Origin of the sequence: Alistipes onderdonkii (assembly GCF_025145285.1) — a bacterium.
Classification (GTDB): Bacteria; Bacteroidota; Bacteroidia; order Bacteroidales; family Rikenellaceae; genus Alistipes; species Alistipes onderdonkii.
In genome coordinates, this window is record NZ_CP102251.1 from 1856704 (window position 1) to 1872676 (window position 15973).

A 15973-nucleotide genomic window follows, 5' to 3' on the forward strand; every position below is an offset into this window, starting at 1 on the left:
TGTATATATTTGATTTGGTATTTGGTAGATATTTTGCTGTCAATAAATGTTTTAATGGGCTGCCTGCAATTCTGGCGCAAGGTTTGAACCCCGTTTTGCTGCCCCCAATGATATTAGTGCTTTATGAAATTTGACAAATTGAAACCGAATTTGCAGGAGCTGAACCTGAACGGTGTGAAGAAAGCGGCCTCCCGTGTTGCCCATGTCCGGATAAGACTGAGCCGAGGCCAGTGGATCGGAGTCATTGCCGGCCTTGTGGTCGTGACGGTGTTGCTCGTCATCCTGCTCCGGCCGCGTCCCGCCGCAGTCGTCCTGCCCGTCGTGGCGGTGGAACCCGTAACGACCGAAGACGTCAATATCTATGGCGATTACGTAGGCCGCATCCGCGCCCAGCAGTTCGTCGAAATCCGCGCCCGCGTCGAGGGCTACCTCGAAAAGATGCTCTTCGCCGAGGGTACCTACATCAGGAAGGGACAAACCCTCTTCGTGATCGACCCCCGGGTCTACCGTGCGCGCGTCGACAAGGCCAAGGCGCAGCTGAACAAAGCCCGGGCGCAGGCGCTGAAAGCCAAGCGCGACCTCGACCGTATCCGTCCGCTCTTCGAACAGAGTGCCGCCAGCCAGCTCGAACTCGACAATGCCACGGCGGCTTACGAGAGTGCCGTGGCCGACGTGGCCGTCGGCGAGGCCGACCTCACGCAGGCGCAGATGACCCTGGGCTATACCTCCGTGCAGTCGCCTATTTCGGGTTATATCTCCGAACGCAACGCCGACATCGGTACGCTCGTGGGGCCGAGCGGCAAATCGCTGCTCGCCACGGTCGTGAAGAGCGATACCGTGCGTGTCGATTTCAGCATGACGGCCCTCGACTACCTGCGCAGCAAGGCGCGCAACGTCAACCTCGGGCACCGCGATTCGACCCGCAAGTGGGATCCCTACATCACCGTGACCCTGGCCGACGGTTCGGAATACCCCTACCGCGGCCTGGTCGATTTCGCCGACCCGCAGGTCGATCCGCAGACGGGTACCTTCTCCGTGCGAGCCGAGATGGCCAACCCCGACCACATCCTGCTGCCGGGGCAGTTCACCAAGGTGCGGTTGCTGCTCGACGTGCGTGAGGATGCCGTCGTCGTGCCGTCGAAGGCCATCGAGATCGAGAAGGGCGGCGCCTACATCTACGTGGTGCGCCCCGACAGCATCGTCGAGAAGCGTTTTGTCGAGACGGGCCCCGAATGGGGCAACAACATCGTCGTCGAACGCGGCCTGGTGCGGGGCGAGGATATCGTCGTCGAGGGCTACCATAAACTCCAGCACGGCATGAAAGTCGAACCGGTCGCTCCGCGCCGCGATGAGGAGGCCGAAAAACAACAGTAGCCTATGAAAGCGGACTTCTTTATCGACAGGCCCGTCTTTTCGACGGTGCTGTCCATCATCATCGTGATCGTGGGTTTCATCGGCCTGGCACTGCTGCCCGTCGACCAGTACCCCCAGATCGTACCTCCCGTGGTGCGTATCTCGGCGTCGTACCCCGGTGCCGATGCGCAGACCGTGACGCAGGCCGTGGCTACGCCCATTGAGCAGGAGTTGAACGGTACCCCCGGCATGATCTACATGGAGTCGTCGAGCTCCAACTCGGGCGGTTTCTCCGCCACGGTGACCTTCGACATTTCGACGGATCCCGACCTGGCGGCCGTGGATATCCAGAACCGGCTGAAGAAGGCCGAGGCGCGCCTTCCTGCCGAAGTGGTGCAGAACGGCATCTCGGTCGAGAAGCAGGCGGCCAGCAAACTGATGACCATAACCCTGCTTTCGTCCGACCCCAAGTTCGATGAAATCTACCTTTCGAACTATGCGACGCTCAACGTGCTGGACATGTTGCGCCGTGTTCCCGGAGTGGGCAGCGTTTCGAACGTCGGCAGCCGTTATTACGCCATGCAGATATGGGTCATGCCCGACAAGCTGGCCGACCTGGGGCTGACGGTCAAGGATTTGCAGACGGCGCTCAAAGACCAGAACCGCGAGTCTGCCGCCGGCGTGCTGGGGCAGGCCCCCATGAACGGCATCGACGTGACGATCCCCATCACGGCGCAGGGGCGTCTGTCGTCTGTCAGCGAATTCGAGGACATCGTCGTGCGTGCCAACCCCGACGGGTCGATCATCCGCCTGAAAGACGTGGCGCGTATCTCGCTCGAAGCTTCGTCCTATAATACCGAGAGCGGCATCAACGGCGGGAACGCCGCCGTGCTGAATATCAACATGCTGCCCGGAGCCAATGCCATGGAGGTGGCGGCGCTGGTCAAGGCGGCCATGGAGGAGATCAGCCACAACTTCCCCGAGGGCATCAGCTACGAGATTCCGTTCGACATGACGACCTACATCTCGGAGTCGATCCACCATGTTTACCAGACATTGTTCGAAGCGTTGCTGCTGGTGATCCTCGTGGTCTTTCTCTCGTTGCAGAGCTGGCGCGCCACGATCATCCCGATCGTTGCCGTGCCCATCTCGCTGATCGGTACCTTCGGCGTGATGCTCGTTTTCGGGTTTTCGCTCAACATGCTGACGCTGTTGGGGCTCATCCTCGCCATCGGCATCGTGGTCGACGACGCCATCGTCGTCGTGGAGAATGTCGACCGCATCATGAACGAGGAGCACCTCTCGCCCTACGAGGCTACCAAAAAGGCGATGTCCAACCTGAGCGGGGCGCTGATCGCCATGTCGCTGGTATTGTGCGCCGTGTTTGTCCCGGTGAGTTTCCTTTCGGGCATTACGGGCCAGCTCTACCGCCAGTTCACCATCACCATCGCCGTGTCGGTGGTCATCTCGACCGTCGTGGCGCTGACGCTCAGCCCTGTGATGTGTGCGCTTTTCCTGCGGCCCGAAGGCGAGGGGAAGAAAAACCGCTTTTTCCGCCGCATCAACCTCACCCTGGCGACGGGCAACAAGTTCTACGGCCGCATGATTCAGGGGGCGCTGAAGCATTCGCGCCGCATGTTCGCCGCCTTCGGCATCGTGCTGATCGGCATCTGGCTGATGAACAGGCTCGTGCCGCAGAGCTTCATGCCGCAGGAAGACCAGGGTTACTTTACCGTCGAACTGGAGTTGCCCGAGGGGGCGACGATCGAACGCACCCGTGAGGTGACCGACCGCGCGATGAAGTTCCTGATGGCCGATCCCGACGTGGAATACGTGCTCAATGTCACGGGTTCCAGTCCGCGCGTGGGTACCAACCAGGCGCGCAGCCAGCTGACCGTGATCCTCAAACCGTGGGGTGACCGCGACTCCGAGGGGCTGAGTTCCGTGATGCAGCGCGTGCGCACCGAACTCTCGCGCTACCCCGAAAGCAAGGTATACCTCTCGACGCCCGCTGTGATTCCCGGTCTGGGCAACTCGGGCGGTTTCGAGATGGTGCTCGAAGCACGGGGCAATACGACCTACCAGGATTTGCAGCATGCCGTGGATACGCTGATGTATTACGCTTCGCAGCGTCCCGAATTCACGGGGCTGGCATCGTCCATGCAGGGCGACATTCCGCAGCTCTATTTCGACGTCGACCGAGACAAGGCGCAGCTGCTGGGTGTCTCGATGTCCGACATTTTCTCGACGATGAAGGCCTTTACTGGGTCGATCTACGTCAATGACTTCAATATGTTCAACCGCATCTACCGCGTTTACATCCAGGCCGAGGCTCCCTACCGTGCGCAGCGCGACAACCTGAACCTCTTTTTCGTGCGCGGGGCGGGCGGTGTGATGATCCCGATCACTTCGCTCGGGACGACGCACTATACGACGGGCGCAGGCAACATCAAGCGTTTCAACATGTTCAACTCGGCCACCATTTCCGGTGAGGCCGCGCACGGTTACAGTTCGGGGCAGGCGATGGGTGTGCTGGAAGAGCTCGTCCGCAAGCACTTGCCCGCGTCGATCGGCGTCGAGTGGAGCGGCCTTTCCTACCAGGAAAAGCATGTCGGCGGGCAGACCGGCCTGGTGCTGGCGCTGGCCTTCCTGTTCGTCTTCCTGTTCCTTGCGGCACAGTACGAGAGCTGGTCGGTGCCCGTGGCCGTCATCCTGTCGCTCCCCGTGGCCGGCATCGGCGCCTACCTGGGTATCTGGATCTGCGGGCTGGAAAACAATATCTATTTCCAGATCGGACTGGTGATGCTCGTGGGACTGGTGGCCAAGAACGCCATCCTGATCGTGGAATTCGCCAAGGAAGAGGTCGAGAAGGGCCGCGATGCGGTCTCCGCGGCGCTCACGGCGGCGCACCTGCGTTTCCGCCCGATCGTCATGACCTCGCTGGCCTTCATCCTCGGTCTGCTGCCGCTGGTCTTCGCTTCGGGGCCGGGCTCGGCAAGCCGTCAGGGGATCGGTACGGGCGTCTTCTTCGGCATGTTGGTCGCCATTACGGTAGGCATTGTCTTCGTGCCCTTCTTCTTCGTGTGGATTTACCGGATTAAAGAAAAACTGAAACGATGAAACGACTTGCGATATTTCTTGTGATACTGGCTGCTGCCGCTGGGCTGGGCTCCTGCTCGGCCGTGCGTCACTGCAAGGCGCCCGAGGTCGATTTCCCGGCGGCTATCGCCGGGGGTGCTGCGGCCGATTCGCTCGCCATCGCCGACATGGAGTGGTGGCAGTTCTACGGCGATTCGACCCTGTGCAACATCATCCGTCATACGTTGGCCAACAACAAGGACATGCTTGCCGCCGCGGCGCGTGTCGAGCGGATGCGCCAGCTTTACCGCATCGGCAAGGCCGACCGCCTGCCGTCGGTGTCGGGAACGGTCTACGCCGATCACGAAACCAACGACTATGCGGGCGAGGAGCCGAGCCGCGACCCCGAATTCGGCGCCAAGGCTACCGTGAGCTGGGAGCTCGACCTGTGGGGAAACCTGCGCTGGGCCAAGCGCAAGGGCGGTGCCGAATACCTCGCATCGGTCGAGGACAGGCGTGCGATGCAGATGACGCTCGTGGCCGAGGTCGCCGCCGCCTATTTCCGGTTGATGGCGCTCGACAACGAGCTTTCCATCGTGCGGCGTACGCTCATCACGCGCAGCGAGGGTGCTTACCAGGCGCAGTTGCGTTTCGAGGGCGGCCTCACCTCTGAAACGGTCTTCCAGCAGGCGAAAGTGGAGTACGCCTCGACGGCGGCGCTGATCCCCGACCTCGAACGCAAGATCGAGGTCATGGAAAACAGCATTTCGCTGCTCATGGGCGAAAATCCCGACTGGCGGGTCGTGCGCAGCAAGATGAATACCGAGGCGGAGTTCGCCGAGTCGCTTCCCGTGGGGTTGCCGTCGGAATTGCTCCTGCGGCGTCCCGACGTGCGGGCTTCTGAGCAGCAGCTCCGTGCGGCGATGGCCGCCGCGGGCATGGCCTACGCCGACCGCTTCCCGCGCATCGTGTTCAACCTGACGGGCGGCTGGGAAAACGACGATGTGAGCGGGTTTTTCCGTTCGCCGTTCTCGTATGTCGCCGGTACGCTCGCCTCGCCGATCTTCGGGTTCGGCCGTAAACAGGCCCGGTACAAGGCCGCGCTGGCCGCCTACGACGAGGCCCGGCTGGGGTATGAACAGAAGGTGCTGACGGTTTTCAAGGAGGCCAACGACGCCGTGGTCAGCTACCGCAGCGTTCGCCAGACGGCCGCGCTGAAGGTTAACCTGCGCGACGCAGCCCGGAAATACGTCGAACTCGCCCAGCTGCAATACCGGGGCGGGAGCATCAATTATATCGACGTGCTGGATGCACAACGCCGTTATTTCGACGCTCAGATCGGGGTCAGCAATGCCGTGCGCGACGAGCACCTGGCTTTGGTCGACCTTTACAAAGCCCTGGGCGGCGGCTGGGCGGAATAACCCTGCCGGCTTCTTTGGTTTATCGCTATGCCCGGATCCGCGCGGATCCGGACTTTTTATTCCCGGGACGCCGTTTCGTGGCATCTTCCCCGAAAACTCTTTTTGTCATGCTCATACGAAACATCCTTCCCCGGGAAAGTTCTTCCCGCCGGGCCGTGATTCGGAGCCCGGGAAGCGGAATCGGAATAGTGCCGGCCTGCCGATGTCCCCTGTGCGGGTCGGATCAATCCCGGACTCTTTTCTTTCTCCATTTGGGGCGGATGTCGAGGAATATTTCGAAATTTATCCCCGGCATGGGGCGTCCCAGCACGGAAACATACTCTTCGTCGAAGAGGTTTTTGACGGCGGCTTTGACCGAAAAATTGGCCCAGCGTGCGGAAAACAGCTTCTCGAGAGTCACGTCGTTCATCAGGTAGTAGGGGACGTTGCCTGTGTAGGTGAATGCGTTGCTCGTCATGGTGAACCGCTCGCTGTAATAGCACCACTTGTATAGCAGGCGCCAGCTTTTGTAGGCCAGACGCCCTGTCACTGCGGCCGAATATACGGGCACGTAGGGGAGTTGCCTGCCCAATGACCGGTCGCCCTTGCTGAACGCTTCGCCCCGGTTGACCGAGGGCGTCCACGAGAAGTTGCCGTCCAGTCCCAGCTGCCACTCCTTCGAGAGCATACGGTCGTACCCGGCTTTCAGTTCCACGCCGTAAGCGTGTACGTCCTTCATGTTGAGCGGCGTCCAGTAGTTGGTGTTGCCGCCCAGCGGCAGCCAGAGAATCCAGTCGTCGATGTAGGAATCGAACCATGTCGCCTCGCCGTGCAGCGAATATACCCCTTCCTTCCCTACGGCAAACGATATCCCGCCGTCGTACGAAAACCCCGATTCGGGTACGAGGTCGGTGTTCCCGCCCGGTTGGAAATAGAGGTCGTTGAGCGTGGGATAACGGTAGTTGCGCGATACGGAGGCTTTTGCCCGGATCGTCCCGCGTTTCGAGATCAGGTAGTCTGCATAGAACGCCGGGATGAGCGGCGTCCACTGCGCGCCGTACATCTCTTCGCGCAGCGTGACGGACAGCCCCAGCCGTTCGGTGGGCATCCATTTGGCCGTGATGCTGGTCGAAAGCTCCGTGCGCGCGTGGTTGTATCCGATGGTCTTTCGGTTCATGTCCTGCGAGATGATCCTGCGGTCGTTGTTCGTGACGAAATGCTGGTGCAGGTCGGCCTGTGCCGTGAAGAGCCATTTGCGGCCTATGTAGTACTCCCCTTCGCCCGAGACGAAGAGCGTGTGGTACCAGTTCCGGGAGGTGGTCATGTACTCCAGTTTCCCGTTGCCCACGTCGTTGGCGTAGTCGTAGGCGAACCAGCTGTAGATGTATCCGGCCTTGGCCGCGACTTTCCAGTTCCGGCGCAGGTGATCCCACGACAGCACGCTGCGCAGCGTGCGTTCGCGCTGTTCGTTGATGAATTTCTTCGGATCGCCGTAATCGGTCGTCATGCGCCCCAGCCCGCGCTTCGAGGCGATCAGCCAGGCGTTCAGGCCGAACCGGTCTCCGTTGCCCGTGTTGTAATAGGCCTCCTGCAACAGGTGGAAGTCGCGGAAAGCTCCGTCGTCGTGCTTTTCGCGGGGATAGTACGAACCGATGATGTTGTGCTCGTCGTCGTAGATGTTTTCCTTCTTGTCGTGGTTCCGGTAGGAATATTCGTTGGGGGACGACGAATATACCACGCGCGTGGAGGTCTGCCAGCGGTCGTTGCCGTAGGTGAGACGCAGGAATTCGTCCGTCGTCCAGAATGACCCGATGCCCTGGGTGTATTGCAGCCCGAAGCCCTGCGTATCGGCGGGTTTGGTCGCCAGCATGACCGCACCGCCCAGGCCGCCGCCCGTGACGTTGACCGACGAGGTGCCGTGCAGCAGTTGTGCGTCGTCGACGAAGTAGGAGGGAATCATCGAGAAATCGGTCATGCCCAGCATCGGCGAGTTGATGCGCATGCCGTTCCACACCACCTGCGTATGCGAAGGGCCCGTGCCGCGGAATGCGACCGTCGAAAGCGTCGCCCGTCCGTATTGCTTGATGAAGATCGACGAATTGAATGTCAGCACGTCGGCCATCGACAGGGCAATGTTCTCGTGCAGGACGAGCGTGTCGAGCTGCGTTTTCTGAACGCCTATTTCTTTCATGGGTTTCACGCCCGTCACCCCGACTGCGCGGATGGGCAACACCAGCGACGGATTCTCGTTCCACCACCCTCCGTCCGACGGCGCCTTGTCCTGGGCGGCGGCGCTCCACCAGAGGGCGATGCTGAACAGCGGGATTAGGAGTCTCTTCATTGCTTCGCGTGTTTGTCGGGTTATCGTTTCCAGCAGAAGGCGCCCGGGGTGACGCCCGCGTAAAATTCGTCTACCGCGTCGCCGTCGGCCGTATAACGGTAGACGATCCCCTGCTGCTGGTAGTCGATGGCATCGGCCACGTAGACGTCGCCGTTGTCCGGGTCGACCGTCAACCCGTAATATTTCGTCTCCCGGTATTCGAGGAACGGGCGCGCCGGGAGCTGCTCGGCAGCTACGGGCATGCGCCAGACATCCTTGTTGATCCAGTACAGCGTGTCGCGCGTGCCGTTGAGCTGCACTTCCGAGGGTGCATCCCCCTCTCTGAAACGGAACTGCTTTTCCAGGCGGAACGAGGCGGCGTCGATGCGGTACAGTGCCGGAACATCATATCCGTAGGGGCTGCCTTCGTAACCGCCGTCGGTGATCGTCCACAGCTTGTCGTTGGCATCCAGTACCAGCGATGTGGGTTGTACGCCGACGACCAGTTCGTCCACCACCCTGTCGGTTCGGGTGTCGATCTTCAGCAGCCGGTTCTGGTACGACCAGCAGTTCACGTAGACGTATTGCCCGTACTGTACCATCTGCTCGGTCGATCCCGATCCGGGTGTCATGCCGGGACACTCGATGTAGCCCGTGATCTCGTACCGCCTGGGGTTGACGATGAAAATGCGGTTGTCCCAGAGCTGGGTCACATAGGCCTTTTCGTCGGAGACGAAGTGGATGTACCGCGGCGAGGTGAGGTTCGTGATGCGGCCCACCTCCTTGAATGTACGGAGGTCGATTGCGAAGACGACATGCGAATTGTTCACGACGATCCATCCCAGATCGTTGTGGATGGTCATCGACTGTGCCACGTCGCCCAACTTCATGGCGTTGGCACGGTAGAAAACCTCGTTCTCGACCTTTTTCGTTGCCGGGTCGTAATAGGAGAGCGTGGCGTTGCCGTACTGGAAATTTCCCTCGTTGGTGATGAACAACCCCGGCCCCGTCGCGGCGAACTCTTCCATGTCTGCGTAGTCCCACTTCATGCAGCCTCCCAGTGCCGGCAGGCACAGGATCACGGGCAGAATATGTCGTAAAATCCGTTTCATGCGTCGAAAATTAAAGAAACGACCGGCCCCTCCTCTTCCCTGGTGCGGAACTGCGGCCGGCTGCATCGGACGTCCGGTGCGGCCTTCGTATTTGTCAAACTGATTTTACATCCGGGAATATGCCTTGCCGGCAGGCTCTTCATGCCGATCACGATCCATTCCCCTGGATTGTAAAATCATTGCAACGGCAGGTCTTCTGACTCGTTCCCGTCGAGACGCCTTCCCGGCCGGACTGGGGCCAGTGGCAAAAGATTGTCAGGACTTGTTGTGCCATTTCGGGTGGCAGGAACTCACAGCAGAGGGAACTGTTGCCGATTTTCACGGCATTCCCTTTTAATCGGTCAGGGGGTTGCGGAACCCCTTTGCGAACCATTGCGCAACAAAAGTATAAAAAATTCGGGTTCGCAAGGCCTTATAACGAAAAAAGGTCGCCGTATGGCGACCTTTCCGAGCCGAAACCGGGACTTGAACCCGGGACCTCTTCATTACGAGTGAAACGCTCTACCAACTGAGCTATTTCGGCTTGCCGAGAACATTAAGCTCTCTTTGGGATTGCAAATATCTGAAAAAAATATTTTTCTCGCAACAATTTTCGGAAAATTCTCGCATTTCTTGCTATATTCGCGTCAAAACTAACCGAAAACAGACCGGGTTATGATTACTTTCCTGGGGTGCCTGGGGCTCCTCGTGGCAGCATATTTCACCTACGGACGCTATCTCGAACGCCTGTGCGGCGTGGATGCTGCGCGGCCTGTGCCTTCGGCCACGTCGTTCGACGGAGTGGATTATATCCCGATGCCGATGTGGAGGACTTTCCTCATACAGCTGCTCAATATCGCGGGGCTGGGGCCGATTTTCGGTGCCGTGCTGGGGGCGGCATACGGCCCCGTGGCATTCCTGTGGATTACCTTCGGCGGTATCTTCATGGGGGCGGCGCACGACTTCATCGCCGGGATCGTCTCGCTGCGCAGCAACGGTGCGAGTTTGCCCGAGACCGTCGGCACCTACCTCGGGCCGGGGATAAAACAACTTATGCGCATCTTTTCCGTGGGGCTGATGGTGCTCGTCGGCGCTGTCTTCCTGTCGCAGCCCGCTTCGCTGATCGCCAACCGCATCGAGGCCCCGTCGCTGTCGGGTATCGCCTTCGGCGGGTTCTCGTGGTTGCTGCTCATCATTCTGGGCGTTATCCTGATCTATTATATCGTGGCGACGTTGCTGCCCGTGGACAAGATCATCGGCCGTATCTATCCGGTTTTCGGCTGCGCACTGCTTTTCATGGCGCTGGGAATCCTCGCCGTATTGCTTTTCAGCGGCAAATATACGATCCCCGAGTTTACTTCTCTGGAAAATTGCATTGCCGACCCGGAGCGGTTTCCGATCCTGCCGATGCTCTTTACGACCATCGCCTGCGGCGCTATTTCGGGCTTCCATGCGACCCAGTCGCCGCTGATGGCACGCTGCCTGCGTTCCGAACGGCAGGCCCGCCCCGTGTTTTACGGCGCCATGATCTCCGAGAGCATCATCGCGCTGATATGGGCGGCCATCGCCATGGCCTTCTGGAACGGTGCCTCCGGGCTGAATGCCGCGATTGCGGAGTATGGCGGGCAGGCGGCCGTGATGGTCGATGTCATCGCCCGCACTACGCTGGGCGAAGTGCTGGCCGGACTGGTGATCTTCGGGGTTGTGGCCTGCGCCATCACCTCGGGCGATACGGCGTTCCGTTCGGCACGGCTGATCGTGGCCGATTTCATGGGGCTCGAACAGCGCAGCCTGCGCAAGCGAATCTATATCAGCATCCCGCTCTTCGCTGCGGGGCTGGTCATTATTTTCTGCCTGCCGTTCGAGGCCATGTGGAGCTATTTCGCATGGATGAACCAGACACTGGCGATGGTCACGCTGTGGATGATTACGGCCTACCTGAACAAACGGGGCCGCAACCGCTGGGTGGGGCTCCTGCCGGCGCTGGTCATGACCTACGTCTGCATGTCCTATGTCTTTATATCGCCGCTTATGTGTGGCATGCGCGACCGGGCAGCGGCCTACCTGCTGGGCGGCGCGCTGACACTCGCTATACTGATAACCATGATTTTTAAAATGCGCCGCGATGCAAAAAGCATATCTTAACCCCACGCTCGACCAGACTTTCGAAATCGTCGGCGACGGGCCGTATAATTTCACCAGGGTTTTGGCACACACCCGTGAGCTGGAGGCCGCGGGGAATGTCGAAGATGCCTGCAATGAACGTTACCAGGCATTCCAGCGGCTTGCGGGGTTGCTGCCCGAAGACGAAGAGATCAACCTCGAATGGAGCCATCGCAATTCGCAGTCTGCGCTCGAACTGATCCGTGCCTCGGCCATCGACCACTTTCTGATCAACGATTTCGAGATGTCTGCGGCGCTGCTGGAGATGCTCCTGGAGCTGGATCCCGAAGACCACCTCGAGGGGAGCGAACTCTTGGCGTTCGATTACCTGGCGATGGACGAGCAGGAACTGTTCGACGAAGTGATAAACGACGTTTCGGACAAATGTGCCAGCCGCGGGATATTGCTGCTCTGGTCGGCATTCCGTCGTGAAGGGACGCTTCCCGAAGGGGAGTTGCTGCATTTCAAGACGCGGTTTGCGCCTTTCTTCCGGGAATTTACGGCCGCCGAGCACCCTGCCGACGATGCTTACCTGCGGGATATCGAGGGCGAACGTCCCTCCGTGCAGGCACAGGCGCGCGAACTTTGGTTGCAGACCGAGAACCTGTGGGTATTGTGGCCCGGGTTTATCGCTGCGCTGCAGGCTGCGCAGTAGGCCGCAGGTGTGTCCGCTATTCTTCGCAGGCTTCGGCAGGGCGGGGCTGTTGCCGGCTGCGATCCGCATAGGCCATGCGACGTTTGAAATGTCCTTCGGTGGCGCGTTTGTAGCCCTCGGTGTGCTTTTCTTGGTGTAGGCTGGCAGGTGCCCGGTTCCCCGTGCGAGCCCGTTGCGCTTATTTCTCTTTCTTGTCGCGTACCAGCTCTTTGAAGCAGTGTCGGCAGATGGCTTCGTAGGAGTCCGTTTCGCCCAGTACGACCAGCTTTTCGTCCTGTGTGAGGCGGTGCGAGTGATGGGCGAGGTTGCCGCAGCGGACGCAGATGGCGTGCACCTTGGTGACATATTCGGCCGTGGCCATCAGCGCCGGCATCGGCCCGAAGGGTTTGCCGGTGTAGTCCATGTCCAGCCCTGCGACGATGACCCGCACGCCGCTGTCGGCCAGTTCGCGGCAGACCTCGACGATGCTGTCGTCGAAGAATTGCGCTTCGTCGATGCCCACGACGTCGACCTCCGAGGTCATCAGCAGAATGTTGCGCGGCGAGTCGACTGGCGTGGAGCGGATGGCGTTGGCGTCGTGCGAAACGACCTCCTCCTCCGAGTAGCGCACGTCGATGCGGGGTTTGAATATCTCGACTTTCTGGTTTGCGTACCTGGCGCGTTTGAGGCGGCGTATCAGCTCCTCGGTCTTACCCGAGAACATCGAGCCGCAGATTACTTCGATCCAGCCCTTGCGGCTGGCATTTTCCAAAAACATAAGCTCCCAATCGTGTTTCTTAATCTTGTTTCAGTCTTGTTCCCCGCTGCGGCGCTGCCGTTTGGCCTTCCCTCTTATTCGCAGTCGTCGATGCGCGTAATCCGTGCGCCGAGGGCGTTCAGACGCCCGTCGATGTCCTTGTAGCCGCGGTCGATCTGGTCGATATTCTGGATCGTCGAAACCCCTTCGGCCGACATGGCGGCGATCAGCAGCGCCACACCCGCACGTATGTCGGGCGAGGTCATGCGCGTGGCCCGCAGGCGGATGCGGTGGTCGTGGCCGATGACCGTGGCACGGTGCGGGTCGCAGAGGATGATCTGCGCCCCCATGTCGATCAGCTTGTCGACGAAGAACAGGCGGCTTTCGAACATCTTCTGGTGGATCAGCACGGCACCTTTGGCCTGCGTCGCCACCACGAGGAAGATCGACAGCAGGTCGGGTGTAAGCCCCGGCCACGGGGCGTCGGCGATCGTCATGATCGACCCGTCGAGGAAGGTGTCGATGCTGTAATGTTCCTGCTGCGGGATATAGATGTCATCGTCATGCTGCTCGAAACGGATGCCCATGCGGGCGAACTGCGCCGGGATGATGCCCAGGTTCTCGAACGATACGTTGCGGATCGTCAGTTCCGACTGGTTCATGGCGGCCATGCCGATGAAGCTGCCCACCTCGATCATGTCGGGCAGCAGCGTGTGCTCCGTGCCGCCGAGCGACTCGACGCCCTCGATGGTCAGCAGGTTCGAGGCGATGCCCGAGATGCGTGCGCCCATGCGGTTGAGCATCTTGCACAACTGTTGCAGGTAGGGTTCGCAGGCGGCGTTGTAGATCGTCGTGAAGCCCTTGGCCATCACGGCGGCCATCACGATGTTGGCCGTACCGGTCACCGATGCTTCGTCCAGCAGCATGTAGGTTCCTTTCAACTCGCGGCCCTCGACCATGAAAAATTCGTCGGCGATGTCGAAATTGAACTTCGCACCCAGCTTCTGGAACCCGAGGAAATGGGTGTCCAGCCTCCTCCGGCCGATTTTGTCGCCGCCGGGTTTGGGTATGTAACCCACGCCGAAGCGCGCCAGCATGGGGCCGATGAGCATCACCGAGCCGCGCAGGCGCGTGCAGCGTTGCCGGTAGTCCTCCGTGCGGAGGTAGTCGAAATCTATTTCGCGGGCGCAAAAACTGTATGTATCCTCCGCGAGTTGTTCGACCTCGACGCCCATGCGCCGCAGCAGTTCGATGAGCTGCATGACGTCGAGGATCTGGGGAATGTTGTGCACCGTGACCCGTTCGGGGGTCAGCAGCGTGGCGCAGAGTATCTGCAACGCTTCGTTCTTGGCGCCCTGGGGCGTGATGCTGCCGTGGAGCCGATGGCCTCCTTCGACTTTGAAAATCGCCATAATCCGTGAAAATTAACGGCAGGAACCGTTTCCCGCCGTAAGCCGCCCCTGCCGTGCGGACATGTCCCGTGCGGACATGCGGCTTTGTCGGCGGCCACTCTCTCGTTGACAAAGATAAAAAGATTTCATGCTTTTTACCCGGCTTTTTGAAATATTTTCTTGAAAAATTTTTGCGGATAACTTTTTTGTTGTACTTTTGCAATCCGTAAAAATGTCTGAAACAACAAAAATTATATAGCTATGGCAATGAAGAGAACTTACCAGCCCTCGCGCCGGAAGAGAATCAACAAGCACGGTTTCCGCAGCCGTATGGCTACGGCGAACGGCCGCAAGGTGCTGGCTGCACGTCGCGCAAAAGGTCGCAAGAAGCTGACCGTATCGGACGAGTCGACGTTCAAGTACGCTTAATTCCTGCGGGAAAATGACTAAGAGGTCGGCTTTCGTGCCGGCCTTTTTTATTGTTCCAGATGATGCTGACGATACGACGGGCCTGTGAGGCCGATTGCGCCCTGATACGCCGCCTTGCCGACGAGGTGTTCCCTGCGACCTACCGCGGGATCATCACCCCGTCGCAGATGGAGTATATGATGGAGTGGATGTACGGGGCGGAGGTGCTTGCGCGCGAGATGTGCGGGGAGTTCGCCTGGTTCATCGCCTCGGCCGACGGCGAACCGTGCGGTTACCTTTCGGTGCAGCACGAGGCCGAAGACCTTTTCCATTTGCAGAAAATCTATGTCCTTCCCCGCTTCCAGGGAATCGGTGCCGGGGAATTCCTGTTCCGCCATGCCGTGGAATATATTCGTTCGGTGCATCCTGCGCCTTGCCGCATGGAGCTGAACGTCAACCGCAACAACCGGGCGCTGCACTTTTACGAGCGGATGGGGATGCGCAAACTGCGCGAAGGCGATTTCCCGATCGGTGACGGATATTATATGAACGACTATATCATGGGGTTGGATATAAAGTAGGGCCGGCGCGTCGCTGCTGCGGTTCGCAAGATAAAAACGGATGCCTTTGTGGGCGTCCGTTTTTTCGCGTGGAGGCCGGTCGCAGGTGATTTGGCGCGGCTCTCGGCCCTTCCCGGGCTGCCGGAGTCTTCGGTGGCGGGGCTGTTGCCCGATGCCGGTATCCCGCTTCGGGTGCCCGGCATGCGCTGTTTGGCTGCGTCGGCCCCGGAACGGTCTATTTCGCCGTGTCGGTCTTGAACAGGTCGATTTCTCCGCGTTCGACTTTGCCGTACATGTCTGCCAGCTCGGCGATGACGGGCGAGATGTATTCGAGCGTGTCGGTGACGGCCTGCTTGTCACCCTCGCCCTTGATGCGGTAGAGCATCGCCGCGTAGAGTGCGCGGAAACAGAGTTCCGTGTCGTTCATGCCGGGATTGCCCAGTACGGCGCGCAGGCGCGGCAGCTCGGGCTCCAGCTTCGCATAGGTCTGGCGGTAATGTGCGCCGACGGGCAGCTTCATCAATTGCAGGTGCAGGTCGTGCAGGTCGCCGATCAGGTGGAGCGTATGCTCCAAGTGCCCTTTCTCGTCCTTGCCTTCCTGATGCAGGAGGTTGGCGATGTCCATGTACCACAGCAGGTAGACGTGCTTCTGCTCCTCGGCGATGTCCTTGCGGGGGGCGATCAGCGTCGAGAAAATCGCCTCGGGGCTGAATTGCAGCGCCCGCAGCAGGTCTTCCAACTGCCAGAGGTAAAGGATGTATTCGGCGATGTTCTCCCGCCGCTTGACCTGTGCTATATCCATGTCGTATGCGTTTTTT

General features: G+C 59.9%; 12 protein-coding genes, 1 tRNA gene and 1 riboswitch. Of the genes, 7 read left to right on the top strand and 6 right to left on the bottom strand.

Going from position 1 to position 15973, the window contains the following annotated elements; all coding sequences use genetic code 11:
- Window positions 1–123: 123 nt before the first annotated feature.
- The 3 genes from NQ559_RS07705 to NQ559_RS07715 are packed head-to-tail and all read left to right on the top strand — an operon-like array spanning window position 124 to window position 5852.
- Window positions 124–1374, top strand: a complete 1251-nt coding sequence (locus NQ559_RS07705) for an efflux RND transporter periplasmic adaptor subunit (RefSeq protein WP_026318606.1) — start codon at window positions 124–126, stop codon at window positions 1372–1374.
- Between the two features lie 3 nt (window positions 1375–1377).
- Complete coding sequence (locus NQ559_RS07710; protein WP_018697062.1) at window positions 1378–4473, top strand: efflux RND transporter permease subunit; 3096 nt, start codon at window positions 1378–1380, stop codon at window positions 4471–4473.
- Window positions 4470–5852, top strand: coding sequence for an efflux transporter outer membrane subunit (locus NQ559_RS07715; RefSeq protein ID WP_018697063.1), 1383 nt, complete (start codon window positions 4470–4472; stop codon window positions 5850–5852). The genes NQ559_RS07710 and NQ559_RS07715 overlap by 4 nt, the downstream gene beginning before the upstream one ends.
- A gap of 223 nt (window positions 5853–6075) precedes the next feature.
- Here the strand turns inward: NQ559_RS07715 and NQ559_RS07720 are convergent, their stop codons facing one another.
- From NQ559_RS07720 to NQ559_RS07730, 3 genes are all read right to left on the bottom strand, one after another.
- On the bottom strand, window positions 6076–8172 hold the full coding sequence (locus tag NQ559_RS07720; RefSeq protein WP_018697064.1) for a TonB-dependent receptor plug domain-containing protein: 2097 nt from the start codon (window positions 8170–8172) through the stop codon (window positions 6076–6078).
- A 20-nt stretch (window positions 8173–8192) separates the two neighbouring features.
- Window positions 8193–9263: a YncE family protein gene (locus NQ559_RS07725; RefSeq protein ID WP_026318607.1), complete on the bottom strand. Its 1071-nt coding sequence runs from the start codon at window positions 9261–9263 to the stop codon at window positions 8193–8195.
- 169 nt (window positions 9264–9432) lie between these two features.
- A riboswitch (cobalamin riboswitch) is annotated at window positions 9433–9652 on the bottom strand.
- Window positions 9653–9713: 61 nt separating this feature from the next.
- Window positions 9714–9786, bottom strand: a tRNA-Thr gene (locus NQ559_RS07730).
- 131 nt (window positions 9787–9917) lie between these two features.
- Between NQ559_RS07730 and NQ559_RS07735 the strand changes: the two genes are divergently transcribed.
- Together NQ559_RS07735 and NQ559_RS07740 are read left to right on the top strand one after the other, a co-directional pair.
- Window positions 9918–11387, top strand: coding sequence for a carbon starvation CstA family protein (locus NQ559_RS07735; protein ID WP_018697066.1), 1470 nt, complete (start codon window positions 9918–9920; stop codon window positions 11385–11387).
- Window positions 11368–12060 (top strand): tetratricopeptide repeat protein, encoded by a 693-nt coding sequence (locus tag NQ559_RS07740; RefSeq protein ID WP_244061907.1) that lies wholly within the window; start codon window positions 11368–11370, stop codon window positions 12058–12060. The genes NQ559_RS07735 and NQ559_RS07740 overlap by 20 nt, the downstream gene beginning before the upstream one ends.
- Window positions 12061–12238: 178 nt before the next feature.
- Here the strand turns inward: NQ559_RS07740 and NQ559_RS07745 are convergent, their stop codons facing one another.
- Together NQ559_RS07745 and murA are read right to left on the bottom strand one after the other, a co-directional pair.
- On the bottom strand, window positions 12239–12817 hold the full coding sequence (locus NQ559_RS07745) for a thymidine kinase (RefSeq protein WP_018696311.1): 579 nt from the start codon (window positions 12815–12817) through the stop codon (window positions 12239–12241).
- Window positions 12818–12891: 74 nt separating this feature from the next.
- Window positions 12892–14208, bottom strand: a complete 1317-nt coding sequence (gene murA / locus NQ559_RS07750) for a UDP-N-acetylglucosamine 1-carboxyvinyltransferase (RefSeq protein WP_018696310.1) — start codon at window positions 14206–14208, stop codon at window positions 12892–12894.
- Between the two features lie 246 nt (window positions 14209–14454).
- Here murA and rpmH point away from each other — a divergent pair, with 246 nt between their 5' ends.
- Both rpmH and NQ559_RS07760 read left to right on the top strand, forming a co-directional pair.
- Window positions 14455–14616 (top strand): 50S ribosomal protein L34, encoded by a 162-nt coding sequence (rpmH, locus tag NQ559_RS07755; RefSeq protein WP_018696309.1) that lies wholly within the window; start codon window positions 14455–14457, stop codon window positions 14614–14616.
- 62 nt (window positions 14617–14678) lie between these two features.
- Window positions 14679–15176 carry a GNAT family N-acetyltransferase gene (locus NQ559_RS07760; RefSeq protein ID WP_026318447.1) on the top strand — a complete coding sequence of 166 codons (498 nt, stop codon included), beginning with the start codon at window positions 14679–14681 and terminating at the stop codon, window positions 15174–15176.
- Window positions 15177–15390: 214 nt separating this feature from the next.
- Here NQ559_RS07760 and NQ559_RS07765 read toward each other — a convergent pair whose 3' ends face one another.
- Window positions 15391–15957 carry a DUF4924 family protein gene (locus NQ559_RS07765; RefSeq protein WP_018696307.1) on the bottom strand — a complete coding sequence of 189 codons (567 nt, stop codon included), beginning with the start codon at window positions 15955–15957 and terminating at the stop codon, window positions 15391–15393.
- Window positions 15958–15973 lie beyond the last annotated feature (16 nt).